The following is a 25,672-nucleotide window of genomic DNA, read 5'->3' on the forward strand; positions in this document are numbered from 1 at the left end:
TTTTCACCCATGAAGGACGGGTGAGTCGATCACGAAGGAAATGGCAATGCTGTTTTACAGAGGTTTGAAACCGGCACTGGGCTGGTTGGTTTTGTGGGCGATGCTGGGATGCAACAGTGCCATGGCAGCGCAAATGGCACTCGATCAGGCGCATGCGTCAGTCAATGTGCCACCTGTCGAACTGGATGCGCACGAGCGACAATGGATCCGTGACAATCCCAAGGTCACAGTCGCCTCGGTTCAGTATCCGCTGTACCTGTTTCAGGACGAACACGGGCAGTGGAGCGGTCTGAACAACGATGTGCTCAAACGCGTCAGTGCAATGACGGGCCTGCAATTCGAGCATCAGGAATCGTTTTCTACCGATCATATGCTCGAACGTCTGCAAACCGGGGTCGCGGACATCAGTACGACCCTGGCCGTGAGCGACGAGCGCAAGATGTTCCTGGATTTCAGCCACGCCTTCGGGGGAGCGGGGTGGGTCTTCGTCGGGCATGCCAACGCGCCGATCGTGGAATCCTTTGAACAACTGGCGAATCGCGTGGTGGTACTGCCGGCCCGGCATGCGCTGGAGGATCTGATCCGGCGTGACTACCCCGCGATTGAAATACGCTCGGTGAAGACCTATGCCGAAGCGCGAGCACTGGTCGAGAGCGGTGAGGCCTACGCCACGATCGAAAACGAAATCGGCGCGCAGCTTTACCCGTTGGGGATGCTCAAGGTTGGAGGCCTGGTGGAGGGCAAGTGGGAAGCCGATCATCTGGCTGTACGAAAAGGCATGCCGCAGCTGCTGAGTATTCTCAACAAGGCGCTGGAAGCTTTCCCTGCGGCGGAGTTGCGGGCGATCCGTCTCAAATGGCTCGAAGGCATTTCGCCGACGCCGGTGCCGTCGATCTGGCAGCAGTTGGTCGAGTGGGGATGCTGGGCGATGGGCGTGATCGGTGTTTTCGGAATATTGTCATTGGTCTGGAACAGGCGGCTGGCGGCCGTGATCAAGTTGCGCTGCGCAGCGGAAAAGGAACTGGGGGACCAACTGGCCTTTCAGCACGCCCTGATTGATTCCATGCCCGACCCGGTGTTTGTTCGTGATCTGCAGGGGCGCCTGATCATCTGCAACCGCAGTTACGAAGAGGCGCTGTCGGTGCGCCTGGACCAGATGCACGGACGCTTGCTGATCGAGGTCGATGCGTTTCCCGAAGCCACCGCGCGCATGCTGCACGAGGAGTTCATCGCGCAGTTGCAGACCCGCAAATCGCGCTTCAGCAAGCGGCAGTTGCTGTTCAATGGCGGGCCGCGTGAGGTCTATCAGTGGACGGTGCCGTTTTACAGCGGCGACGGCAAATTGCGCGGCTTGTTGGGCGGCTGGACCGACATCACCCAGCGCCGGACCGAGAGCGGTTGCCGATGTCTGCAATAAAGTAAGGAAATGTCCTGCAAGACGCGGCTCCTTTTCTGATGGGAGGCTTAAGACGCCTGCCCTAGAGTGAACGACAACTGCGGTGAGAGTCCGCGATGATCGCTTCAGAGGTCGCCCATGCGCTCGCTTAAAGTCCTGATTCTTGAACCCAACCCGTTCCAGCTGATGGCATTGCATCAAATGCTTAATGCCATCGGCATCTACGATGTATTGACCGCGCCTTCGCTTGCGTCGGCCCTGAGTTCACTGGGGCATCGCGGCGCAGTCGATATCGCCATCTGCGATCCGCAACTCAAGGGCGGTGATGGCCTCGCTCTGATTCATCACCTGGCGGCGCACCATGAGGCGCGTGCACTGATTCTGCTGGGCGCGGTCGCACAGAGCCTGTTGAGTGACCTCGAACCGGTGCTTCGCCAACAGCGCCTGCGCCTGCTGGGGCGGCTGCAAACGCCGGTCTCGGCGGTGTTGATGAGAGGTCTGCTGGACAGTTATCTGCTGACTGCACAGGAACTCATCGAGGCCTGAAACTCGCGGTTATCTTTCTGTCATCTTCGCCGTGCATGCTCTGTCAGACGCGGTCCCGCGAGATCAGGACGGGACAGGCAGAACTTTCTTCTCGGGCCGGTGGTCATTTATTGTGAACACGCCCCAGGCACTGTGTTTTCGGACTATTGAGTGGAGATCGAGATGGAAAGTATCAGTCTATTGCTCGGTGAGGCTCTGAGCCCGTATCAGGTGACGCTGACCCCTCGTGGCAGCCATGGTGAATGTCTGGTGACGCTGAAGAACAGCAGCGGCGCAATTGTGGTGGAACGCGAATTCAGTCAGGCCCAGTTGAGCGACAAGCGCTTGCTGACAGACGTGGTGGACGGCCTGCACCGTGACGTCATGATCGCCGAAGGGCGGCTGAAACCCTGCGTCATCGCGGCGTTGCGCAATGCGGCTCTGGACAAGCGTCCGGCCCTGTAAAAGATGAAAAATTTTTTGTGGGAACCTTCCTGCATCCCTGTCAGTCAGACCCCATAACAGCAGGATCAAGCATTGTGCTCCGGTGCTTGTCGCTTGCTGCTACGGGTCTCGAAGCAGACCACGTTTAACCCCGAGTCGTCTCCCCACTTCTCGGGGTTTCTTTTTGCCCGGGATTTGCTCAATGCGCGGCTTGCAGCTCGAAGAAAGCCCGGGCATCGGCCAGATAGCCCACTCTTCTTGCTGGATCAAGCCATTGCGCATAAAGCTCATTGAAATGTTCGCGCGGCAGGCTGCGCAGCAGCTGATTGATCTCGCCGATGGCTTGGCGCCCTTGTTCGGTGCCGGAGCAGGCAATGTAGCCCGAGAGATATTTCTCGCTGCCCCGGATCGGATAAAACTGCAGTTCTTCTTCGTCAATCTGTGCGTGCCGGGCCTGATAGCGGATTTCCGGCCAATAGCCGAGCACCACTTGCAGCCGTCCCAGACGCTGCATCGACAACAGATTGCTCAGCGCATCGTTGCCGTAGTGCGGCGTGAGTGAGCCTTTGGGTGCCTGTTGCAGGATGTTATCGATGAACTCGCCATAACTGCGCTCGGCAACTACGCCGAGCTGCTTTGCGCCATCCGTCAGCAGCGCCGCCAGATCAACTTCGCCCGCGACCAGATAAGGGGCGAGCACGCCGCGATCCTGCTGGCGCACCACCAGCCCATTGCTCACGGCGCGAATCGCCGGGATCGAATAGGTCACCGACTGTGCGCGCGCCTTGCTCCAGAGCAGCGCGGGGTCGCAAGCCAGCGAGTTCTCCTCGAGCATCTGCCAGCCGCGAGCGCGGTTGACGCGCATCAGCGTGTGCTCGTACTGCGGCATGCCGGCGATCAACAGCGGCATCAGTTGATCGATGACACCCTGGCCTTTCTTCGGTCCTTCAAGAATCGTCATGGGCGGCAAGTCGCGCAGCAGCCAGATCAGCGTCGGTTTCGCATGGGCTATCAACGGCAGGCCAAGCACCATCAGACCGAACAACGTCCAAAGTAGAGGGGCGCGGTTGCTGCCCGATGTCTGCTGACGCTTCAGCTTAAATGGCTCCGTCTTTACGCAGCCGAGCGATTTGCTCCACGTCGTAACCCAGACCGCCAAGCACCAGCGCATTGTGTTCGCCAAGCTGCGGTCCGACCCACTCGGACGAACCTGGAGTTTCGGAAAGTTTCGGGACGATGCCGGGCATCTTGAAGTCCTTGCCATCCGGCAGCTTGGCGTGAAGGAACATCTCCCGCGCCAGATACTGCGGATCGTTGAACATGTCCTCGGCGCTGAAGATCCGGCTCACCGGCACCTCGGCCTGATTGAGCAAGTCGAGCACAGTTTGCAGCGGCAACGAATTGACCCAGCGATCAATCACGCCATACAACTCGTCCCGGCGACTGTCGCGCCCGTCGTTACTGGCCAGCAGTGGGTCGTTGGCAAGATCTTCGCGGCCAATCACGAGCATGAAGCGTTTGAAGATCGCATCACCATTGGCGCCAATCTGCACATGCTTGCCGTCGGCGCTGGTGTGGATCGAAGAAGGCGTGATGCCCGGCATGATGTTGCCGCTGCGTTCACGGATGAAACCGAACACGTCGAACTCCGGCACGACGCTTTCCATCATCGCGAAGATCGCTTCATACAGAGCAACGTCAACCACCTGGCCGAGTCCGCCGTTGACCTCGCGATGACGCAGCGCCATCAGCGCACCGATCACGCCCCATAGCGCGGCAATCGAATCGCCGATGGAAATCCCGGTACGCACCGGTGGCCGATCTTCAAAACCGGTGATGTACCGCAGACCGCCCATGGACTCGCCGACCGCACCGAAACCTGGCTGGTCTTTCATCGGCCCGGTCTGACCGAAACCGGAGAGGCGCACCATCACCAGTTTCGGATTCAGTGCATGCAACGTTTCCCAGCTCAGACCGAGTTTTTCCAGCACTCCGGGGCGGAAGTTTTCAATGAGGATGTCGGCTTCACCGAGCAGTTGTTTCAGGATCGCCAAACCGTCGGGGTGTTTGAGGTTCAGGGTCAGCGACTTCTTGTTGCGCGCCTGGACGAACCACCACAACGAGGTGCCTTCGTACAACTTGCGCCACTTGCGCAGGGGATCGCCGCCGTCCGGCGACTCGATCTTGATCACTTCAGCGCCAAACTCGCCACAAATGCGCGAGGCGAACGGCCCGGCGATCAGCGTACCCAATTCAATGACTTTCAGACCCGAGAGCGGTTTGCTGGTGAACGGCATGCGAAATCCTGTGGGACAAGGCTGAGCGGATACAGGGTTTTAACATAGCCGGCTGTCAGACGCCGCAGCTTGATCGCCATCAATTCGATGATTGCCGGTGGCATCGGTTAGACTTGCCGACTTTCCTCGTATCAAGAAGCCCGTTCATGGCCCAGCCGTCCACTACCTACAAATTCGAACTGAACCTCACCGACCTCGACCGCAGCGTTTACGAAAGCGTCAAGCAGACCATCGCCCGTCACCCTTCGGAAACCGAAGAACGCATGACCGTGCGGCTGCTGGCCTACGCGCTCTGGTACAACGAGCAACTGTCGTTCGGCCGTGGTCTGTCAGACGTGGATGAACCGGCCTTGTGGGAAAAGAGCCTGGACGACCGTGTCCTGCACTGGATCGAAGTCGGCCAGCCGGATGCCGATCGCCTGACCTGGTGCTCGCGCCGCACCGAACGCACCAGCCTGCTGGCCTACGGCAGCCTGCGAGTCTGGGAAACCAAGGTGATCCCGGCGATCAAGAACCTGAAAAACGTCAACATCGCAGCCGTTCCGCAGGAAGTGCTGGAAACCCTGGCCAAGGACATGCCGCGCGTCATCAAGTGGGACGTGATGATCAGCGAAGGCACGATCTTCGTCACCGATGATCGCGGTCAGCACGAAGTCCAGTTGCAATGGCTGCAAGGTGAGCGCGGCTGAGGTCGCATCACCGCTGATATTTCCCACGAATCAAAGAGAAGCCTCCGTCGCCCCATGCGTATCGAACCTCGTCAACTGCCTGCCACGCTGCCTTTCCTCGGTGATCTGCCGCCACTGCTGACCCGCCTGTACGCGGCGCGGGGCGTGCAATCTGAAGCGGAGCTGGACAAAAGTCTGGCGCGCCTGATCCCGTTTCAGCAGCTCAAAGGCATTGATGCGGCGGTCGATCTGCTGGTGACGGCATTGGAGCAACGCCAACGCATTCTGATCGTCGGCGACTTCGACGCGGACGGCGCCACCGCCAGCACCGTCGGTGTGCTCGGCCTGCGCCTGCTGGGCGCGGCGCATGTCGATTATCTGGTGCCGAACCGTTTCGAGTACGGCTACGGCCTGACGCCGGAAATCGTCGAAGTCGCGCTAACCCGTGAACCGCAATTATTGATCACCGTCGACAATGGTATTTCCAGTGTCGAAGGCGTCGCGGCGGCCAAGCGCGCCGGACTGAAAGTGTTGATCACCGACCACCACTTGCCCGGCGATGAACTGCCGCAGGCCGATGCGCTGGTCAATCCGAACCAGCCGGGCTGCGAATTTCCAAGCAAGGCGCTGGCCGGTGTCGGGGTGATTTTTTATGTCCTGATGGCATTGCGCGCACGCCTGCGCAGCCTCGGCTGGTACGAGAGCAAACCGCAACCGAACATCGGCGAACTGCTCGATCTGGTGGCGCTGGGCAGCGTCGCCGACGTGGTGCCGCTGGATGCCAACAACCGCATTCTTGTGCATCAAGGGCTGGAGCGGATTCGTGCCGGCCGGGCGCGGCCGGGGATCAAGGCGATTCTCGAAGTTGCCAAGCGAGAGGCTGGGCGGATCACTTCCACCGACTTGGGTTTTATTGTCGGCCCTCGCCTGAACGCCGCCGGGCGTCTGGACGACATGAGCCTGGGCATCGAATGCCTGCTCACTGCCGACGCCAATCTGGCGCGGGAGATGGCTGCGCAACTGGACGGCATGAACCAGGATCGCAAATCCATCGAGCAGGGCATGCAGCGCGAAGCGCTGGCGCAGCTCAAGGATCTGCCGGTCGAGTCGATGCCGTTTGGTCTGTGCCTGTTCGACCCGGAGTGGCATCAGGGTGTGATCGGCATTCTCGCTTCGCGCATGAAAGAGCGCTATTTCCGCCCGACCATTGCTTTCGCCGATGCCGGTGATGGTCTGCTCAAGGGCTCCGGTCGCTCGGTGCAGGGTTTCCATATCCGCGATGCGCTCAGCGTGGTCGCGGCGCAGCATCCGAACCTGATCGCCAAGTACGGTGGCCACGCGATGGCCGCTGGTCTGACCTTGCCGCAGGAGAATTTTCCGCTGTTTGCCGAGGCATTCGACGCTGAAGTACGTAGGCAACTTCGCGAAGAAGACCTCACCGGGCGCATGTTGTCGGACGGCACGCTGGCCGTCGAAGAGTTCCACCTCGAACTGGCCCGCGCCTTGCGCCACGCCGGGCCATGGGGTCAGCACTTTCCGGAGCCGCTGTTTCATGGCGTGTTCCAGTTGGTCGAGCAGCGTGTGGTTGGCGAACGGCATTTGAAAGTGGTGCTGAAAAGCGAATGCGGTTCGGTGAAGCTCGATGGCATCGCGTTTGGCATTGATCGCGATGTATGGCCGAACCCGACGATCCAGTGGGTTGAACTGGCTTACAAGCTCGACGTCAACGAGTTTCGTGGCAACGAGACGGTGCAACTGATGATTGCTCATATCGAACCGCGTTAAGCCATTCGCGAGCAGGCTCGCTCCCACAGGTACGGTGCAGTCTTGTGGGAGCGAGCCTGCTCGCGAAAGCGTCCTCTCATACACTGAATTACTCTGAACCCTCCGTCATCTCCGGTTGTCGACTAGGCTCTAAGCACTGCTTGATTGGCCTTGTGACGTCTTGTCGAATTCTTGCCCGCGGGGGCGGGTGCTGCACCCTTTTTCTGTCACTCGTCGACTTTTCAAACAGAACCCTGGAGCCTGCCCACTGATTCGAGAGGTGCCCCATGAGTCTGCTGCTTGAACCCTTTACCCTGCGCCAACTGACCCTGCCCAACCGCATCGCCGTGTCGCCGATGTGCCAGTACTCCAGCGTCGATGGCCTGGCCAACGACTGGCACCTGGTGCACCTGGGCAGCCGCGCGGTGGGCGGTGCCGGTCTGGTCTTCACCGAAGCCACGGCGGTGACCGCCGACGGGCGCATCACCGCCGAAGACCTTGGCCTGTGGAACGACGAACAGATCGCACCGCTGCAACGCATCACCCGCTTCATCACCGCCCAGGGTGCGGTCGCTGGTATTCAACTGGCCCACGCCGGGCGCAAGGCCAGCACTCACCGGCCGTGGATCGGCAAGCATGGCAGCGTCAAACCCGAGGATGGCGGCTGGACCCCGGTCGGGCCATCGCCGATTGCTTTCGATCCGCAGCACACGCAACCGAAACAACTCGATGAAGGGCAGATCGCCGACGTGATCCAGGCCTTCGTCGACGCGGCCAAACGCGCGCTGACGGCCGGGTTCAGCGTGGTTGAAGTGCATGCCGCGCACGGTTATCTGCTGCATCAGTTTCTCTCGCCACTGAGCAATCAACGTCGCGATCAGTACGGTGGTTCGTTTGAAAATCGCATCCGTCTGGTACTGCAAGTCACCGAAGCGGTGAGGGCGGTATGGCCGGAGGAATTGCCGGTGTTTGTCCGCGTCTCGGCGACCGATTGGGTCGAAGACGGCTGGAATCCGGACGAGACCGTGGAACTGGCGCGTCGCCTTCACACGCTGGGCGCCGATCTCATTGACGTGTCTTCAGGAGGGACAGCTGCAAACGCGGAAATTCCGGTCGGACCCGGATATCAGACGCGCTTTGCCGAGCGTGTACGCAAAGAGTCAGGCATTGCCACCGGCACTGTCGGCATGATTACCGAGCCCGCCCAGGCCGAGCACATTCTGCGTACCTGTCAGGCCGATATCATTTTCCTCGCCCGAGAGCTGCTGCGCGATCCGTACTGGCCGCTGCACGCCGACGATGATCTGGGCGGGCGCAAAGCAGTGTGGCCGGCGCAGTATCAGCGCGCGACCCATCGGGATCAGCCCATTCATGAGTCGGATTTGCGTGATTGATTGAAGGCTGAAAAACAAAAGCCCCGAGCCGGTGATGGTCGGGGCTTTTCTATTCGGCAGAAATTTGCGTTGTCCAGGCGGGCCTCTTCGCGAGCAGGCTCGCTCCCACGGTAGGAATGCGGACCTCTGTGGGAGCGAGCCTGCTCGCGAATGACGCCAGAACAGCCGCCTTAGAACCTCAAGGGTATTTACGCTTATCCGGCGCCGGCGGGAAGTATTGGTACAACCAGGTCTCGCTCAACGTGCGGTCATTGGTGCGAATGAACAGGCGCAGTTCCACCGGCTCGACGCTGTCATTGGTCGGGTACCAATCGAACAGGATCCGATAACCCTTGATGTCATCCAGCACCAGCACGCTGAAGTCCTGCACCTTGCCGTTGGAACAGGTAATCACCGGCTCGATCCCGGTGCCCTGTGGCAGGCGCTCAAGGCCGCCACCGGTGAAGTCCACGGCAAAGCGCCGCGCCCAGACTGGCGGGTAATGCTCACCCGGCGCCCAACCCTCGGTGAAGCCGCCCATGCCCGAACGCGTTGCGTGGACCCGTGCCAGTGGCGTGCCGACCGGTGGCAGGGCGCTCCAGTACAGCTTGTACCCGTAGTTCAGCGAATCACCGGCAGCCACGGGTTTCTTCGGCGTCCAGAAGGCAACGATGTTATCCAGCGTCTCGCCGGTCGTGGGAATTTCCAGCAGATCGATAGAGCCTTCGCCCCACGCGGTTGTCGGTTCTACCCACAGGCTCGGGCGCTTGCTGTACCAGTCGACAGTGTCCTGATAGTTGGCGAATTCGTGGTCGGTCTGCACCAGGCCGAAACCCTTCGGGTCCTTGTCGGCAAATGCGTTGAATTGCAGCGTAGCCGGGTTGTTCAACGGACGGCAGATCCACTCGCCATTGCCACGCCACATTGCCAGGCGATCGGAGTCGTGGATTTGCGGGTGAATGGTGTCGCACATGCGCCGTTCGTGGGTGCCGCAGCTGAACATGCTGGTCATTGGCGCCACGCCCAACTGTTCGATAGTGGTGCGTGCGTTGATGTGCGCGTCGATTTCCATGACCACGCGCTCGGCCTGGCAATCGATGTCGAAGCGATAGGCGCCAGTGGCGCTCGGCGAGTCGAGCAGGGCGTAGACCACAAAACGCGTTGCGTTCTTGTCAGGCGTCTCGAACCAGAACTTGGTGAAGTCGGGAAACTCTTCGCGCTTCTTCGCGTAGGTATCAATGGCCAGGCCGCGTGCGGAGAGGCCATATTGGCCAGTGGCGTCGACCGCACGGAAATAGCTGGCGCCGAGAAACGACACCACGTCATGCCGATCCAGCTCCGGTGCCTTGAACAGTTTGAAGCCGGCAAAACCCAGATCGCCCTTGAGCTGCTGGGTGTCGACCGAAGTGTTCTCGTAGTTGAATAGCGCCGGGCGGAAGTGCACTTCGCGCGCCATGCGTGTTTTCGGATCAACGCTGTACATGCGCACCGGCTGACGGAAACCCATGCCGACGTGGAAGAACTGCACGTCCAGCTGACCTTTGTTTTCCTTCCACAGGGAATGCTCGCCGTCGTAGCGGATCGCGTTGAAATTCTGCGGAGTCATGGTCGCCAGGGTTGGCGGCAACACCTGTTTCGTATCCTGATAAGCATTGCCGGCGAGCTGCTTGGCCTGACGCTTCAACGCTTCGAAATCGAAGGCCTGGGCCTCGCCATCGGCGGCGCCGCCATTGGCCGCCCAAGCGCGAGCGGCCAACAGGCCCGACGCGGAAAGACCGGTATAGGCCGCAATGGCCATGGACGCTTTGAGCAAATTCCTGCGGTGCATAAATACAACCTGTCGTGTGCAATCCAGTGCCGCTCCTGGCACCTGTCGGATCGGAAATTACGGTTCGGTCATGCCTTCGGCCAAACGCAACGGACTATAAACAGATGCCCGCTAGCTTAATCGGTTCGATTGTCGGGCAAAAAGGCTTGTTTGCGTTGCGTCATCTGGCAATGAAACAAGACATGTCTGTAATTTTTCTGACAGGGCTCTCTGATTTAGAGGGCATATCTGCTTTTTTCGATTAATTACTCTAAAAACCACTTTTCAACGCCGATTTAATTCCTATTCTATGGGCAAGACCGGATACAAGCCTTCGTGCCGGCGGGGCACACGACGCTGCTCGAAGAGGCAGGGCGATGTGAGGTTCAGCAGTTTCTTGACTCAATAGAGAAGGACATCGTCCATGGCGAAAATACAGGGCATCACCGAAATGTTGGGCATCTTCCCTTGCTTGGGCGGCGGGCGCAGAAGACGCCGTCTCAATTCCGAGGAATTGAAGCTGGTGGAACGTTATCGAGAGCTATCGGAAAGCGACCGGATCGCCATGCGCTATCTGGTGGATGCGATGCGGAGTGTTTCGCGGTTTTAACACTGAAGCAGGCACCCTGAAAGCGATTTGGCTTACACGGTGGACAGATAAATCAACCTTACCTGTGGCGAGGGAGTTTGCTCCCTTGCCACAGTTTTTTAGCAGCAACTGGATGATGTTGTAGGAGATGAGAGTTTTTCAGGAAGGTCGTATCTGTAGGAAATGCCTGTTTTTGTGCAGGCATCAGCGTGACCACCCCTAGCCGGTGTTTTTTCCGTTATTTGTTTGATCTTACGCGTCGCTGCAGATGCCCGGCCCTTGGTTTCAGGGCTAAAGAGATTGTTACGAATAACGGAGAATTCAATGAAGGTGTCTCTCAAGCAGATCAATGGCCCTTGGGATCAGGGCTGGGTGCTGGACAAACACATGGTAAGTAGTACCTTTCTCGGCAACGATGATCGCGGACACGCATGTTTCGATAATCAGCGTACCGAGATCGGTGAGGCGACCTACCGGCTCAAGTACCAGAAGGATTGGAACCAGGTCGGCCCACTTGCTCAAGCGGTAGCGACAAACGTGTTCCCAAAACTGGATCAGGTAGGTTTCGTAGTGCCTATGCCAGCTTCGAATATTCGTCAGCGCCAACCGGTAACCGAGGTCGCATTGGCGTTGGGACGAATCATCGGGCGACCGGTTTTCTCGGATTTGCTCCGAAAGGCGGCTACGGGGAAATCGTTGAAGGATCTGCATTCCAAAGCAGACAAGGTTGCAGCGATTGGAAACAGTTTTAGCGTCAATGACGAAATCACTACTGACGGGCGCTGGAATGTTTTGCTGGTAGATGATTTGTTTGATAGCGGCGCGTCGATGGACGCGGCCTGCGCCGTTTTACGTAAATATCCAAAGGTCGGAAAGATTTACGTAGCGGCACTTACCTGGAAATGAACTCAATGACCACTGTATTTATTGCTGGCTCTATCAACATCAAGAACCTTGATCCAAAGGTTAAAGAGCGCATCAATAATATCGTTGCGTCTGATTTTGAGGTGGTGGTGGGTGATGCGGGTGGCGCTGATAGCTCCATTCAGGAGTACCTGCTGAGTCTCGAAGCTTCCAGAACAACGGTGTTCTGCAGCGGCTCGGTGCCCAGGAATAACCTTGGGCAGTGGCCCGCCAGGCCCGTGGCCTCAAAACATACCAAAGGATCAAGAGCCTTTTTCACCGAAAAAGACGTGGTCATGGCCGAAGCGGCTGACTATGGCTTGATGATCTGGGATGCAAAGAGTACCGGTACGCTCAGCAATGTGATCGAACTGTTATCCAGAAAAAAGAAGTCGCTTGTATTCGTCAACAAGGAAAAGCAATTCAAAGTGGTTGGAGATGTCAGCCAGCTCGAGGAGTTGATTGCAGTCATGTCCGATCACGCCAGGCAAAAAGCCAATGAAAAAATCAGGCTGTTCGATCGTATATCCTTGCTGAAACACGATCAGGCAGAGCTTTTGTTTTGATGATGCTTTCCGGGGGGTGATGGCCCCTGAACTTGTTCATGCGGGCCCAGGAAAGTGGTGCATTGAGCCGGTTTCCGTTCTGGAGCCGAGGTGACACTTTCGCGAGCAGGCTCGCTCCCACAGGAAATAGAGATCAAATGTGGGGGCGAGCCTGCTCGCGAAGGTTCTGGATCCTAGTGCTTGAACATCACATGCCGAACCGTGGTGTAGTCCTCCAGCCCGAACATGGACATGTCCTTGCCGTAGCCGGACAGTTTCTGGCCGCCATGGGGCATTTCGCTGACGAGCATGAAGTGCGTATTCACCCATGTGCAGCCGTACTGCAAGCGCGCCGACAGACGATGCGCGCGTCCCACATCGGAGGTCCACACGGATGACGCCAGGCCGTAGTCCGAATCGTTGGCCCACTCCAGCGCCTGTGCTTCATCGGTAAATTTCGTCACTGAGACCACCGGCCCGAATACTTCACGGCGGACGATTTCGTCATCCTGCTGCGCGTCGGCCAATACGGTTGGTTCGAAGAAGAAACCATCGCCGTCGACCGATTTGCCGCCGGTGATCAGGCGAATGTGCGGTTGTGCCACGGCGCGTTCGACGAACCCGGCAACACGGTCGCGATGTTGCGCGGTGATCAATGGGCCGAGTTCGGTCGACGGATCGTCCTGCAAGCCGTACTTGATACTGCTGACCGCCGCGCCGAGCTTTTCGACGAACGCGTCGTAGATGCCTTGCTGCGCGTAGATCCGGCACGCAGCAGTGCAATCCTGACCGGCGTTGTAGAAGCCGAACGTACGTATACCTTCCACTGCCGCGTCGATATCGGCATCGTCAAAGATGATCACCGGCGCCTTGCCGCCGAGTTCCATGTGCATGCGTTTGACGCTATCGGCGGTGCTGGAAATGATGTTGGCGCCCGTGGCGATCGAACCGGTCAGGGAAACCATGCGCACTTTCGGATGGTTCACCAGTGGACTGCCCACCGTAGGACCGCGCCCGAATACCAGATTGAGCACGCCGGCCGGGAAGATTTCCGACGCCAGTTCGGCCAGACGCAACGCGGTCAGCGGAGTTTGTTCCGATGGTTTGAGCACCACGGTATTACCGGCAGCCAACGCCGGAGCAATTTTCCAGGCGACCATCATCAGAGGGTAGTTCCACGGTGCGATCGAGGCGATCACGCCGACCGGATCGCGACGGATCATCGAGGTGTGGCCGGGCAAGTATTCGCCAGCGGCCGAACCGCCCATGCAACGACTGGCGCCGGCGAAGAAGCGGAACACGTCGGCAATCGCCGGAATCTCGTCGTTGAGCGCGGCGCTGTAAGGTTTGCCGCAGTTGTCGGATTCCAGCTTCGCCAGTTCCTCGCCGTGGGCTTCGATGGCATCGGCGAGTTTGAGCAGCAGCAGCGAGCGGTCTTTCGGCGCGGTTTGTGACCACTCGGCGAAGGCGTTGTCGGCGGCACGCACGGCGGCATCGACCTGGGCTTCGCTGGCTTCGTTGATCTCCACCAGTATTTCGCCCCGCGCAGGATTGAGCACCGGTTGCGCCGGGCCTTCGCCGTCGATCAGTTGGCCGTTGATCAAGAGTCTGGTTTGCATTTCATTGCCCTCGCTAACACTTTTGTTTTTCTGTCGAAACCGAATCCACCTGTAGGAGCCGCCGAAGGCTGCGATCTTTTGACGTTGCTTTGAAGATCAAGATCAAAAGATCGCAGCCTTCGGCAGCTCCTACGGGGATCTGGTTTCTTCAGTCATTTGGTTATTTCCCGCCACTCCCAGCCACACTCTCGCCCCCTCGCGTCAAGTAATACGCGCCGAGAATCGGCACCATTGTCACGATCATTACCAGCATCGCGACGACATTGGTCACAGGCACATCCCGTGGGCGGCTCAACTGATTGAGCAGCCACAACGGCAACGTGCGTTCATGCCCGGCGGTGAATGTGGTGACGATGATTTCATCGAACGACAACGCAAACGCCAGCATGCCACCCGCGAGCAACGCCGAGCCGAGGTTCGGCAGGATGATGTAGCGGAAGGTCTGCCAGCCGTCGGCGCCGAGATCCATCGACGCTTCGATCAGACTGTGTGAAGTGCGGCGCAGGCGGGCGATAACGTTGTTGTAGACGATCACCACGCAGAACGTCGCGTGGCCGACGATGATGGTGAACATCCCCGGCTCGATGCCCAGCGACTTGAACGTCGCCAGCAAGGCGATCCCGGTGATGATCCCCGGCAACGCGATCGGCAAAATCAGCATCAACGATATGCCTTGCTTGCCGAAGAAATCGCGCCGGTATAACGCGGCCGACGCGAGTGTGCCGAGCACCATGGCGATCAACGTGGCGATGGCTGCGATCTGCAATGACAGCTTGATCGCCTCCAGCACGTCCGGCCGGGAAAACGCCACGCTGAACCAGTGCAGCGTGAAGCCCTTCGGCGGAAAACTGAACGCCGCGTCTTCGGTGTTGAAGGCGTAGAGGAAGATGATCAGGATCGGGAAGTGCAGAAACACCAGCCCGCCCCAGGCTGCGATGCGCAAACCTATAGAAGCACGCCCTTGGGATGAAGAGTCAGAGCGCATCGAAAGCCCCCAGACGTTTGACGATGGCCAGGTAAACCGCAATCAGCACGATCGGCACCAGCGTAAACGCCGCCGCCATCGGCATATTGCCGATTGCTCCTTGCTGCGCGTACACCATGCTGCCAATGAAGTAGCCCGGCGGGCCGATCAGTTGCGGCACGATGAAGTCGCCCAGGGTCAGCGAAAAAGTGAAGATCGAACCCGCTGCAATCCCTGGAATCGACAAAGGCAAGATCACTTGCATAAAGGTCTGACGCGGCTTGGCGCCCAAGTCGGCAGACGCCTGCAACAGCGACGGCGGCAAGCGCTCCAGCGAGGCCTGGATCGGCAGGATCATGAACGGCAGCCAGATATAGACGAACACCATGAACCGCCCCAGATGCGAGGTCGACAGTGTGCTGCCGCCGACACCGGGAATCCCCAGAACCCACTGCAACAGCGGCTCCAGCCCCAGGTGCTGAACGAACCATTGCGCCACGCCGCCCTTGGCCAGCAGCAGCGTCCACGCGTAAGCCTTGACGATGTAACTGGCCCACATCGGCAACATCACCGCGATGTAGAAAAAAGCCTTGGTCTTGCCCGTGGTATAGCGCGCCATGTAGTAGGCGATCGGGAATGCAACGATGGCGCTGGCGATCGAGACGACGATCGCCATGCTCAGCGCGCGCAGGATGATGTCGAAGTTCGACGGCTGGAACAGCGCGGCAAAATTGGCCAGCGTCAGGTCCGGCGTGACTGCCATGGTGAAGTCGTCGAAGGTGTAGAAACCCTGCCACAACAGCATCAGCAACGAGCCGAGATAGATCGCGCCGAACCACAGCAGCGGCGGCACCAGCAGCATCGACAGATACAGGTTGGGCTTGCGATAGAGCAGGTTGGAAAACCTGCGCAGCGGTGGTGACGAAGTCATCGCGAGGGCGCTCATGTCACACCTCGCTCGCCACGTTGTCACGCAGTTCAACCATCGCTTCCCGCGCCCAGCGCGCACTCAGTCGCTGCCCGGTCTGATGTTGCGCGCTGCTGTCGAACCATTGATTGTTGGCGTGGCTGATGCTCAGGTTCTGGCCGTTTTCGAGCTTCAGTTCATAGCGCGTGGCGCTGCCCTGATACTGGATGTCGTGGAGCAGGCCGCTGACTTCGATTTCATCACTGGCGAGCGGGCCATCGGCGAAACGCACGTGTTCCGGACGGATCGAAAACGCTTGCGAATGACCGCTGATGTGCCGCGCCAGATCGCCTCGGATCACGTTCGACGTGCCGACGAATTCAGCGACGAAAGTGGTGGTCGGCTTCATGTACAGATTGCGCGGCGTGTCGACCTGTTCGATGCGGCCGTTGTTGAACACGGCGACGCGATCGGACATCGACAGCGCTTCGGTCTGATCATGGGTGACGAAGATGAAAGTGATGCCGAGCTGGCGTTGCAGTTTCTTCAGTTCGCTTTGCATCTGTTCGCGCAGTTTCAGATCCAGCGCGCCGAGCGGCTCATCGAGCAACAGCACACGCGGGCGATTGACCAGAGCGCGGGCGAGGGCGACACGCTGGCGCTGACCACCGGACAACTGCACCGGTTTACGCGCGCCGTAACCACCGAGGGCGACCATGTTCAGGGTTTCTTCGGCACGTTTGTGACGTTCGGCCTTGCCGACACCTTTGACCTTCAAACCGTAGGCGACGTTATCAAGCACGTTCATGTGCGGGAACAACGCGTAGTCCTGAAACACTGTATTGACGTCACGTTGATACGGCGGCAAACCGGCCGCTTCGGCACCGTGGATGCGGATCGATCCGGCGCTCGGTTGCTCGAAACCGGCGATCAGGCGCAGGCAAGTGGTTTTGCCCGAACCCGAGGGGCCGAGCATGGAAAAGAACTCGCCGTCCTCGATGTCGATGGAAACCCGGTCAACGGCCTTCACCTCACCGAACTGCCGGGACACGTTGGTGAACTGGACTGCAAGTGGCATGGTGTGTTGCTCCCCAAAAGGCGAGGGCTGTCGCGCCTGCTCGGCCTTACTGCTGGAAAACCTGAATCTTAAGAGCTTCGCGAGCAGGCTCGCTCTCACAGGAGGAATACAATCCAATGTGGGAGCGAGCCTGCTCGCGAAGAGGGTTTAACGGCCGCCCATGATCGCAATGTAATCCTGCGTCCAGCGGCTATACGGCACGAACTTGCCGCCCTCAGCCTGCGGGGTCTTCCAGAAAGCGATCTTGTCGAACTGATCAAAACCATTGGTCTTGCAGCCCTCAGCACCGAGCAACTCGCTTTCCTTGCACGCTGCTGGCACCGCCGGCAACGAACCAAACCACGCCGCCACATCACCCTGGACCTTGGGCTTCAGCGACCAGTCCATCCACTTGTACGCGCAGTTCGGATGCTTGGCCTCAGTGTGCAGCATGGTGGTGTCGGCCCAGCCGGTGGCGCCTTCTTTGGGGATAGTCGAGGCGATCGGCTGCTTCTCGTTGATCAGGCCGTTGACCTGATACGGCCAGGCGCTCGATGCGACCACACCTTCGTTTTTGAAATCGCTCATCTGCACCGTGGTGTCGTGCCAGTAGCGGTGAATCAGCGGCTGCTGCGCGCGCAACAGATCGAGCACGGCTTTGTACTGCGCTTCGGTGAGCTGATACGGATCGTCGATGCCCAGCTCCGGCCTGGCGGTCTTCAGATACAAGGCTGCGTCGGCGATATAGATCGGTCCGTCATACGCCTGCACACGACCCTTGTTCGGCTTGCCGTCGGGAAAATTCTGCGCGTCGAACAGCACGCTCCAACTGGTCGGCGGCGTCTTGAACACATTGGTGTTGTACATCAACACGTTCGGCCCCCATTGATATGGTGTGCCGTAAGTCTGGCTGTTGACCATGTACCACGGCGCGTCCTTGAGGCGCGGGTCGAGGGTGTTCCAGCTCGGGATCAACCCGGTATTGATCGGCTGCACACGCTTGCCGGCGATCAAGCGCAGCGACGCATCACCGGACGCAGTGACCAGGTCATACCCGCCCTTGGCCATCAGGCTGACCATTTCATCGGAGGTCGCCGCTGTCTTGACGTTGACCTTGCAGCCGGTTTCCTTCTCGAAACCGCTGACCCAGTCGTAGGCCTTGTCGCTCTCGCCACGTTCGATGTAACCCGGCCACGCCACGATATCCAGCTGACCTTCGCCAGCGCCGACAGCCTTCAACGGCTCGGCAGCCTGCAAACTGGCGCTGGCCAGCAGCGCCGTGGTGATTGCACTGAGCAGTGCGGTCTTGTGCACGAACATGGTTGATCCCTCTTTTTCATATTATGGTCGGGGCAGTTGTGAACGCGGTGCAGCATGCCGTTGGCGGCTTGTTATCAGCGTAGTCAGAAGGCCGAAGCGGGGCGGGCGAATCTCGATTACGACGGCGGATATTTTTTCGCTGGGCTGAAGTGTAGATCGGTTTTTCAAGGACAACTGCGCACTTCAATCCGGAGCGCGAGCAACATCTGGAAGCACACTCGCGGGGCGGGTCCGGGCACTTTCGAACTAGGCTGAGGGCCTTAGATCCGGATAACCCTTTTTTGGAGACGGAACATGAACACCCGTGGATTGCTCGATCAACTGCTCAAGTCCGGGCAGGAAATGCTGCAGAACAAGGCCGGCGGCACTTCCAGCAAATCGGCTGCCAGCGGACTTGGCGGCTTGCTCGGTGGCTCGTCAGGCTCCAGCGGCCTCGGCGGCCTGCTCTCCGGCGCGGGTGGCGGCGCATTGGCCGCAGGCGCGATGGGCCTGCTGCTCGGCAATAAAAAGGTCCGCAAGGTCGGCGGCAAAGTCGCGATCTACGGCGGCCTCGCTGCGCTGGGCGTACTGGCTTACAAGGCCTACGGCAACTACAACGCCCAAAAAGGCAGCGCACCCCAACGCGAACCACAAACCCTCGACCGCCTGCCCCCCGCTCAAGTCGAGCAGCACAGCCAGGCAATCCTCAAAGCCCTGGTCGCTGCCGCCAAAGCCGACGGCCACATCGACGAGCGCGAGCGCGAACTGATCGAAGGCGAATTCACAAAACTCGACAACGACCAGGAACTGCAACACTGGCTCCACGCCGAACTCAACAAACCCCTCGACCCCACCGACGTCGCCCGCGCGGCGAGCACGCCGGAAATGGCGGCGGAGATGTACATCGCCAGTGTGATGCTGGTGGATGAGGAGAATTTTATGGAGAAGAGCTATCTGGATGAACTGGCGCGGCAGTTGAAATTGGAGCCGGGGTTGAAGGTGGAGTTGGAGAGGCAGGTGCGGTTGGTGGCCGATTGATTCTATGGGGTGAGAAATCGCAGTGTTGTGCTGCGATTTTTCCTGAGTCGCCTAATGACGCTTCAATGAAGATTGAGCTTGGAAAGCTGTTTTAAATCTGTTCCATTCTTGAACAGCGATGGTACTCAAGCCTCCATCATGAACTCTTCAATTTTTTCAATAAATTCGATTTTGCTTTTGGTCCTGAATTCAGATAGAAAAATTTCGGAGTTTTTAATCGGATTACCTCTTTTATCGTATTTGATCGTTAGCATGTCGATCACAAACTCTCCGTCGGGATCCCCTTCGGGTTCGACTCTCGTGTCAAAGCAATGGCCGGTACTCTGGCGGACTCCTCCGATCAGTACCGAACTAGAGAACCAGTTGCAAGTCTCCGGTGTCAGCTCCACCTCAAACAGATTGTTGATTGTTATTGTCCAGCCGCTTGGTACTCTGATAGGTTGGAGCTTGTATTCGAGTTTTGATCTCATTGGGTCTCTTCAAATCTTTGTATTCGTGAATACTTTGCTCTGATCATTCAAACGATAATCGTGCTCACTGCAGCGTTGAATAAATGCGCTGGCAAGTATCAATTTTTGTACTTTAATTTGTATTCGAATTTTTCATCTAAGCCCAGGGATATGTCCTGATTTTTTGTTCGCTCGAATATAGATATTATTTTTTTAAACGTTTCACCCATGCTTTGTTCAGATTCTTTCGAATTTTTCCATACTATTTCAATCGGACGCTCCACGTCCGTACTGAGCAAATCCCAAAGAGAATTTAGGTTGTTTCCATAGTACTCAGCCACGGGAAATGCAGAAGCTATACGCTTGTGGAAATCTTGCTCGGAAGAAATGGATAGGCCGTCAAGTTCAATTATCATTTAGGTTATTTCCACTTTCCTATTGGGCTGACAGTTTCATAATGATCACTGGTGATATCTAGCAGACCATCATTCGAATAGAGCAGCCTGGTTCCAGGTTGGTTGCTCCGTGACATAGTGCTGCTTAGTCCGACGTCGGCCTCATACCAAGTTCGGCCAGAGGCGGATGGGAGAACATTTGTATCAATGTAGAAAATATCTCCACCTATTTGTCCACCGGGAACGCTGTTGTTAACTGCGTTAGCCGGCTTCCATCCGCTCTGAGCAGCCTGAGCCTTAAGAAAAGGGGACGAATTATATTTAGTTTGAAGAAATAACTCTGTCCTCTTTTACTAAAGACTAAGCGACCACATGATCGCTCTGTCTTCAGAGATGAATTAGACCTCCTGCCGCCAAGCGGAAAACGTGATCACTGTGCCGGCTTCTGTCACCTTTGTTCATGCGGAGGCTCTGAAACAAAGGGGTGTTTAATAGGTGGAAAAAGCGACGGATTATTTAATTTAAGAGGTGTCTGTTAAATAAAATCATCGCTTTGTTTTGTTGATTGTTCTCTAATTGCAATGGGTTCGCTAGTATCCGTACGTCGGGTGGAAATACGATAAAGGAGGGTGAGATTTTTCCCATTCTTTCGCAAATGATATTCCAAGCTTTATTTCTTCAGGTTGCATTTTTTTTGCGATTTCCAAGAGGTTCAGTCTTGCATCTTCCGGTGCGATTGCTCCGCCCTTGAGGCTTGCTATTAAGTAGGTGAATCCGTAAGCCTTAACGAGATCTAAAGGAAATCCATAAGTGTCTGGAAGATGGGCAATATTTAATGCATAGCTCCCTAGCGCGTTTATATGTCCGGATTCAGCTGTTTTTTTGAGCCAGCTTCCGATTTCTTCTTTACTGCCATTGTGTTCATATAAATAGTTTGCATACAGATACATGCCCGGAGGAAAACCTCCCTCTGCTGAAGCCTTAAACCATTTATTAATTGCTTTCTCGCGACTCCCAGGGATCAAAAACCATCCCTCTCCACTTTGGTAAGCACTAGCGAGCCGCTGTTGAGCAAAATTATCACCCGATTCTGCGGCTCTTTCTAGCCATTCCAATCCTTGATTTGCCGTAAACAGCACAACCATTGCCTCCGTATCACCTTCGTCGGCACGTTCACGAGCAATTTTTAAAGCTTGCTCTCTCCAGTCAACATTACCTTTCCCCGCGCAGGCATCTGATAAGTTGCAAAGATCCTTTTTACTACTTAGTCGTAGCATAGCGTAAAGATCACCTTGCTCTGCCGCGGCTACGTACCAATTTCTGGCCTCTTCTGTCATGTATCGATTACTCAGTCGTATCGCCTCACCTAGAAAATATTGGGATTCTTTATCGCCGGCCTCAGCCGCGGTTCGTAAAAACGATTGCGAGGAAGTCCATGCACCTTGTTGATAAAGAGTAATTCCCTTGTCTTTGGCTATTGCCTCGGGCTCTGTCAATTGTGCAGCGGAGGCACTCGATAAAATAAAGAATATAAAAAAACTTAAGATTGCTCGATTAATCAATGTTTGGTCCTTTGTAAATGGCTTTGAGACCTTGGACTGGTGCGAAAGCAGGTCCGGTGTATATGGTGCTGTAGTCACAATGCTTATTTAAGCGTATTCCAAGTTTAGAGACTCGATCTCGATACCTGGATCGCATGGCGTTGTTGGCTTCGGCAAGTCCTAATACCCGTTCATCCATAAATAGATCTAGCTTTGCCTTGTTTTCACAGTAAGAGAGTCCAGATTGTTCAGGTCGTGCACCATCTCGATTCATACGAATGATTGCTTCTTCAAACTGTTGGTTTGCGTCAGGCTTGCTGGATATCCAGCCTAGGCATCGTTCGATTGACTGTTGCTGTAAAAGGTGCACTTCATCTTCATTGAAGTTTTCTTTTTCGTCGTCTTCTACTGTGAGCGGTTTGGGTGGAGTGCTCAGCGCCAGAAGTAGTGGTCCCAAAGCCTGCGGTTGCAAGTTATATACCCAATCCTGCATTATTTTCTGGTTTTCAGCTATTGCGAGTGAGTAAGCAATTTGCCCACCCCGATCGCCTTCCGTGAGCGCATCAAATATCCCTTTAACAATGGCATATCCACGCACATAGGCAAACGCCACATCGATACCAGTGGCGCCTAGGAAGCTCAGCTTTTGCAGATAGTCCATGGCTTCCCCATCGACCCACTCAAGATCCTTGTATTGGTTCGCGGCCATTTCCTGTCGCACCAGTTCCGTCAAGGCCACGATGCTGTCGTAGCCGACTTCAAAGGTCAAATACCCTTTGACGCCTGCGCCCCAGACCAGCGCGCCCTTGATCGATAACAGCAGTAGGCCGTTTTGCATCCGCAGGTGCATGTCGCCGTTGTAGCCGGCGCCGATGGCTACGGCCGCTTCAACTTCCAGTTTGGCCAAAGGGCGCCACTGGTTGGCTGAAATACGATTTGGCACGGGAGCAGGAGGGAGGACGCTTGGGGGAGGGCACCAGAACAGTTTGCCGGTTACCTTGCACCCGGCCTGGGCACCGGCGAAGACTTCAAACTTCGCCAGTTCGCCGGATTTTTCGGCCATGTCGACGCCGACGAGGCTGGTGTAGCCGGTTTTTTGATCCAGGGTCAAATCGCGCGACAGCATGAGGCTTGCGCCAGCGAATCCCCAAGCCTTGGCTTCCAGATCCAGAGACAGTTTGCCGAAGTTGACGCTGCGCACGCTGCCGTCATGAGCCTTGTATTTTGCGATCCAAGGATCAGCCTTTGCCCGTTTAGGAAGCTCGACTTTGAGCAAGCTGACTTCGCCTCGCCACGCTGTGACATCCAGTGCAACTTCTACGTTGGCAATCTGAGGGGAACCACTTTTAAGAGTGGGGCCTTCCATTTTGACTTCGGACAGCAAGTTGGCGCTTTCCGGAAGTAAGCATCGAACGAGTTGGGCCTGGGGGCTGTTGTCGAACAGCATGAGATTGCGCAGCTGTTTATCTTCGAAAACCATGGCTTTCAGATTTTCGCCCCAGGTTTGGCGTTTGGCTTCGGCTTTCAGGCTTTCGACTTTGTAGCCTTTGGCTTCCAGCGCCGCGAAGAACTTATCAGGTACAAACAGTCCATTTTCATCGAACCATGGTCCCTTTTCATCGAATTGGAGCGCGCCTTCCTGTTCCAGCCAATCGCTGAATACCCGATCGTCATCGGCCTCTTTGGCAATCGATTTTGGCAGGCTGGTCGCAAGCTCCTTGAGCTGGCCTTGGAATGCGTTACCACTGATTTTTGCCAGATGTTTCAGGCTGATGTGGTTGAGTATCGTTGTTGACGAGGCGCTACTGAGTTCGCGCAGAGGTATGTTGGTTTTGGCCAGACGTTCGATCGGCTTTGGCTTGTAGCTTTCCGGTTCCCACAGGAACAGGCGGGGTGGCTTGAGCCCACGTACACGAGCCTCTGCAGTGATCTGGATTCGCTCTGCCTCGTTATTCAGGTCGTACCACTGCTTTTGCAAACTGACGAACAGAACGCCGGGCGGTGCGGATTTGCCGCCAGTGGCCGACACCCATTGAGAGTAACGCTCCTCGATTTTTTTCTCGAGCTCATCGCGTTTGTTGGTCAGCTCGATAAACGCCTGAAAATCCTCGGTACCGGCGTACTGGTCATCGGGACTCAGCGCAAATTCGGGAACTGCAATCCCGCACTCGGCAAGCTCCACGATGGAATTGATGTACTTGGACATCAGGTCTTTCAACGCCAGGATGTTGAGCTGAACACCCCTTAGCTTTTTTTCGTCGATCTCGCCGGTTTCGATCAGCTTTTTGTGAAGCGCCTTGTACTCTTTCAGGTGTTCCCAAGCCGAAGCGATCTTGCCGGTGCCAGGGTCAAACATTTTGTAGCCGTGGGCTTTCGCCTTGTCGCGTTCTTCAATGTATTTGTCAATTGCATCACGCGCCTTCAAGGCACGCGGGGTGTAAAGAACGCCGTTTTCCCGTTTGTACCCCAGTGTCTTTGCTTTAGCATCGGAGACTTTTTCCAGCGTTTGCATGTTCTGCTGATTTGTCTCGATGCGTTTTCCGGCATGGAACATCTCACGTTCGGCATGCATTACCGCGTCGCTATCACCTTTGGCCTTTGCCGCTTCCCAATCCTTGCGGCACTGTGCTTTTTTTGCAGTGTCCTTGGGGATTGCCTCTTTCGACTCCACATAACTGGTGTGTTGCTCACCTTCTAGGAAAGCTTCCGGACCCGGAGTGAGGAAGTAGTCCATCAACCCTGCATCGGCGATGTTGCTCATGCGCGCGGCTTTATCCGTGTCTACGGTTTTCTGCTTGAGTAGGCTGACGCTTTCCTTAAGTTTCTCGGACGTCCGCTTGGGCAACAACCAGAAACGGCGCTGACCGGTGACGTAGATGATGTCGTCATAGCTGCTGCTGCAGCCCGGCTTCTTGTCTTTGCAGAACGTTTCCGCGTCGGCAGTCTTTTTTGGCGGATCGGCCGGAATGACGACAGGCGGCTGTTCGGATAGGGATGGTTGTTCGGACGTACCTGTCATCTCAGACTTCCAGTCGTTGTACTTTCTCGAATGCTGGCATGTCGCTGCTCAGCAAGTTCATGACGTCAGTGTGCGCCTGCAACGGACCTTGGTTTAGATTCGGCAGCAGGCGCTCAAGATGACGTCCTTCTTCAATGCCGTGATCCACCAGCAGTTGCAAATTATCGGCCACACCAGACAGCTGCGAATCCGATAAGCCAGCACCGGACTCGGCGTTCCGCAGCCGAATCCAGTACCACCAGCGGATTTCATCGAACGCTATCAGCGTGTTGATCTTTAGTTGCAACGGATATTTTTGTTCGCCATTAGAGGCATCAACTTTTTCTCTTTGTTCCCAAACACGCCATTGTTGATCATCGCTGTGGGCGGGCGGGGTATAGACGATGTCCCAAGGGCCGAACAGAGGTGGGGCGGGTAACGTCAGCGCCAGCGCGCTCCAGAACGCCGGGTCGTAGTAGCGAGCCAGCGAGTCACCATGAGCCGGGTCGTTCATGCGCAGGAGGCGACGAGCATGCAAGAGCGCGGTCTGCGGTTTTTCACGCGAGGTGAGCAGAATACCGGCGCGGTTGTCGCGGCATAGCTCAAGGGCTTGGGCGGCGGCAGGACTTCCCGCTATCAGTTGAAGCCAGATCGGACTGACATCATTCATTTCGGCAAACGGCGTGTCCTGAAACAACTTTTCAACACCCGTCAACCCGGACTGTTGGTAAAGCTTTTCCAGAGCCCGAGGCTGGCGAACGCTGTCGATGATGCCATACAGGGTGCGGTTTCCAGCGGTGCCCAATGGCGTCGTGGCCACGGGTTTTTCCAGGAAATGACTTAGCCATTCAGACATGGGCAAACCTCACGCGAGCAAGCGCCATTGGCTTGCTTTCCACAAATCGGAACAAGGGGCAGGCCTTGAATGCTTTTTCGTACAAACGGGTTCGCCATAGGTGGCACTGTTACCTGCCCCGCCTTATCCGCATCAGCCTGTTTTAAAGGCCCCGGCATCAACGGCGCAGCACCAGTCCCACTTCCCGGGCTCCCGCCGGAGTTCATGTTGATCACCGGCCCGCTCATGGTCACGCCGC

23 protein-coding genes and 2 pseudogenes are annotated in these 25,672 nt (G+C 56.8%); 10 read left to right on the forward strand and 15 right to left on the reverse strand.

The features are described 5' to 3' along the window. The first annotated feature begins 46 nt into the window (after positions 1 to 46). The 3 genes from D6877_RS24710 to D6877_RS24720 all read left to right on the forward strand — a co-directional run bounded on the left by D6877_RS24710 (position 47) and on the right by D6877_RS24720 (position 2,386). Positions 47 to 1,417: a transporter substrate-binding domain-containing protein gene (locus tag D6877_RS24710; RefSeq protein ID WP_130912390.1), complete on the forward strand. Its 1,371-nt coding sequence runs from the start codon at positions 47 to 49 to the stop codon at positions 1,415 to 1,417. A gap of 117 nt (positions 1,418 to 1,534) precedes the next feature. Continuing rightward, positions 1,535 to 1,942, forward strand: coding sequence for a response regulator (locus D6877_RS24715; protein ID WP_130912391.1), 408 nt, complete (start codon positions 1,535 to 1,537; stop codon positions 1,940 to 1,942). 162 nt (positions 1,943 to 2,104) lie between these two features. Then, positions 2,105 to 2,386 (forward strand): DUF3509 domain-containing protein, encoded by a 282-nt coding sequence (locus D6877_RS24720; RefSeq protein ID WP_130912392.1) that lies wholly within the window; start codon positions 2,105 to 2,107, stop codon positions 2,384 to 2,386. Between the two features lie 178 nt (positions 2,387 to 2,564). On the opposite strand, the gene D6877_RS24725 is transcribed toward D6877_RS24720, so the two are convergent. Both D6877_RS24725 and D6877_RS24730 read right to left on the reverse strand, forming a co-directional pair. Beyond that, a complete protein-coding gene (locus tag D6877_RS24725; RefSeq protein WP_130912393.1) occupies positions 2,565 to 3,536 on the reverse strand; it encodes a TIGR02285 family protein in 972 nt (323 codons plus the stop codon). After that, positions 3,463 to 4,662, reverse strand: coding sequence for a CaiB/BaiF CoA-transferase family protein (locus D6877_RS24730; protein WP_130912394.1), 1,200 nt, complete (start codon positions 4,660 to 4,662; stop codon positions 3,463 to 3,465). Before D6877_RS24730 ends, D6877_RS24725 begins: the two co-directional genes overlap by 74 nt. Positions 4,663 to 4,808: 146 nt before the next feature. Here D6877_RS24730 and D6877_RS24735 point away from each other — a divergent pair, with 146 nt between their 5' ends. From D6877_RS24735 to D6877_RS24745, 3 genes are all read left to right on the forward strand, one after another. After that, on the forward strand, positions 4,809 to 5,351 hold the full coding sequence (locus tag D6877_RS24735; RefSeq protein WP_007908961.1) for a YaeQ family protein: 543 nt from the start codon (positions 4,809 to 4,811) through the stop codon (positions 5,349 to 5,351). A 54-nt stretch (positions 5,352 to 5,405) separates the two neighbouring features. Continuing rightward, positions 5,406 to 7,115, forward strand: a complete 1,710-nt coding sequence (gene recJ / locus D6877_RS24740; RefSeq protein ID WP_130912395.1) for a single-stranded-DNA-specific exonuclease RecJ — start codon at positions 5,406 to 5,408, stop codon at positions 7,113 to 7,115. A gap of 266 nt (positions 7,116 to 7,381) precedes the next feature. After that, positions 7,382 to 8,488, forward strand: coding sequence for an NADH:flavin oxidoreductase/NADH oxidase (locus D6877_RS24745; RefSeq protein WP_130912396.1), 1,107 nt, complete (start codon positions 7,382 to 7,384; stop codon positions 8,486 to 8,488). 178 nt (positions 8,489 to 8,666) lie between these two features. Here D6877_RS24745 and D6877_RS24750 read toward each other — a convergent pair whose 3' ends face one another. Next, positions 8,667 to 10,295: a glucan biosynthesis protein D gene (locus D6877_RS24750; RefSeq protein WP_071174494.1), complete on the reverse strand. Its 1,629-nt coding sequence runs from the start codon at positions 10,293 to 10,295 to the stop codon at positions 8,667 to 8,669. A 403-nt stretch (positions 10,296 to 10,698) separates the two neighbouring features. Here D6877_RS24750 and D6877_RS24755 point away from each other — a divergent pair, with 403 nt between their 5' ends. From D6877_RS24755 to D6877_RS24765, 3 genes are all read left to right on the forward strand, one after another. Continuing rightward, positions 10,699 to 10,884, forward strand: coding sequence for a hypothetical protein (locus tag D6877_RS24755; RefSeq protein ID WP_016771524.1), 186 nt, complete (start codon positions 10,699 to 10,701; stop codon positions 10,882 to 10,884). Positions 10,885 to 11,187: 303 nt separating this feature from the next. Next, the gene (locus tag D6877_RS24760; protein WP_130912397.1) at positions 11,188 to 11,769 is read left to right on the forward strand and encodes a ComF family protein; all 582 of its coding nucleotides are present in this window, start codon (positions 11,188 to 11,190) and stop codon (positions 11,767 to 11,769) included. A 5-nt stretch (positions 11,770 to 11,774) separates the two neighbouring features. Further along, on the forward strand, positions 11,775 to 12,332 hold the full coding sequence (locus tag D6877_RS24765; RefSeq protein ID WP_042606925.1) for a hypothetical protein: 558 nt from the start codon (positions 11,775 to 11,777) through the stop codon (positions 12,330 to 12,332). A 173-nt stretch (positions 12,333 to 12,505) separates the two neighbouring features. Here the strand turns inward: D6877_RS24765 and D6877_RS24770 are convergent, their stop codons facing one another. The 5 genes from D6877_RS24770 to ydcS all read right to left on the reverse strand — a co-directional run bounded on the left by D6877_RS24770 (position 12,506) and on the right by ydcS (position 18,178). Further along, a complete protein-coding gene (locus D6877_RS24770; RefSeq protein ID WP_130912398.1) occupies positions 12,506 to 13,930 on the reverse strand; it encodes a gamma-aminobutyraldehyde dehydrogenase in 1,425 nt (474 codons plus the stop codon). 160 nt (positions 13,931 to 14,090) lie between these two features. Beyond that, positions 14,091 to 14,915 (reverse strand): ABC transporter permease, encoded by an 825-nt coding sequence (locus tag D6877_RS24775; RefSeq protein ID WP_130912399.1) that lies wholly within the window; start codon positions 14,913 to 14,915, stop codon positions 14,091 to 14,093. Beyond that, entirely contained in the window at positions 14,905 to 15,840 is a 936-nt protein-coding gene (locus D6877_RS24780) for an ABC transporter permease (RefSeq protein WP_130912400.1), read from the reverse strand. Before D6877_RS24780 ends, D6877_RS24775 begins: the two co-directional genes overlap by 11 nt. Before the next feature lies 1 nt (position 15,841). Then, positions 15,842 to 16,879 carry an ABC transporter ATP-binding protein gene (locus D6877_RS24785; protein ID WP_130912401.1) on the reverse strand — a complete coding sequence of 346 codons (1,038 nt, stop codon included), beginning with the start codon at positions 16,877 to 16,879 and terminating at the stop codon, positions 15,842 to 15,844. A 147-nt stretch (positions 16,880 to 17,026) separates the two neighbouring features. Then, entirely contained in the window at positions 17,027 to 18,178 is a 1,152-nt protein-coding gene (ydcS, locus tag D6877_RS24790) for a putative ABC transporter substrate-binding protein YdcS (protein WP_130912402.1), read from the reverse strand. Between the two features lie 294 nt (positions 18,179 to 18,472). Here ydcS and D6877_RS24795 point away from each other — a divergent pair, with 294 nt between their 5' ends. Then, positions 18,473 to 19,195 carry a tellurite resistance TerB family protein gene (locus tag D6877_RS24795; protein WP_130912403.1) on the forward strand — a complete coding sequence of 241 codons (723 nt, stop codon included), beginning with the start codon at positions 18,473 to 18,475 and terminating at the stop codon, positions 19,193 to 19,195. 125 nt (positions 19,196 to 19,320) lie between these two features. Here the strand turns inward: D6877_RS24795 and D6877_RS24800 are convergent, their stop codons facing one another. The 7 genes and pseudogenes from D6877_RS24800 to D6877_RS30245 all read right to left on the reverse strand — a co-directional run. Next, entirely contained in the window at positions 19,321 to 19,665 is a 345-nt protein-coding gene (locus tag D6877_RS24800; protein ID WP_130912404.1) for a hypothetical protein, read from the reverse strand. Positions 19,666 to 19,763: 98 nt separating this feature from the next. After that, a complete protein-coding gene (locus D6877_RS24805; RefSeq protein WP_130912405.1) occupies positions 19,764 to 20,060 on the reverse strand; it encodes a barstar family protein in 297 nt (98 codons plus the stop codon). Positions 20,061 to 20,065: 5 nt separating this feature from the next. Further along, positions 20,066 to 20,326 (reverse strand): annotated as a pseudogene (locus D6877_RS24810) (ribonuclease domain-containing protein); the annotation flags it as partial. 303 nt (positions 20,327 to 20,629) lie between these two features. Then, a complete protein-coding gene (locus tag D6877_RS24815) occupies positions 20,630 to 21,601 on the reverse strand; it encodes a tetratricopeptide repeat protein (protein ID WP_130912406.1) in 972 nt (323 codons plus the stop codon). After that, positions 21,594 to 24,599 carry a hypothetical protein gene (locus D6877_RS24820; RefSeq protein ID WP_130912407.1) on the reverse strand — a complete coding sequence of 1,002 codons (3,006 nt, stop codon included), beginning with the start codon at positions 24,597 to 24,599 and terminating at the stop codon, positions 21,594 to 21,596. Before D6877_RS24820 ends, D6877_RS24815 begins: the two co-directional genes overlap by 8 nt. Position 24,600: 1 nt before the next feature. Next, the gene (locus tag D6877_RS24825; RefSeq protein ID WP_130912408.1) at positions 24,601 to 25,434 is read right to left on the reverse strand and encodes a DUF4123 domain-containing protein; all 834 of its coding nucleotides are present in this window, start codon (positions 25,432 to 25,434) and stop codon (positions 24,601 to 24,603) included. Beyond that, positions 25,419 to 25,672: pseudogene (locus tag D6877_RS30245) on the reverse strand (type VI secretion system tip protein VgrG); the annotation flags it as partial. The gene D6877_RS24825 and the pseudogene D6877_RS30245, both read right to left, overlap by 16 nt.

Source organism: Pseudomonas sp. Sample_9 (genome assembly GCF_004307535.1).
Lineage (GTDB): Bacteria > Pseudomonadota > Gammaproteobacteria > Pseudomonadales > Pseudomonadaceae > Aquipseudomonas > Aquipseudomonas mercuritolerans.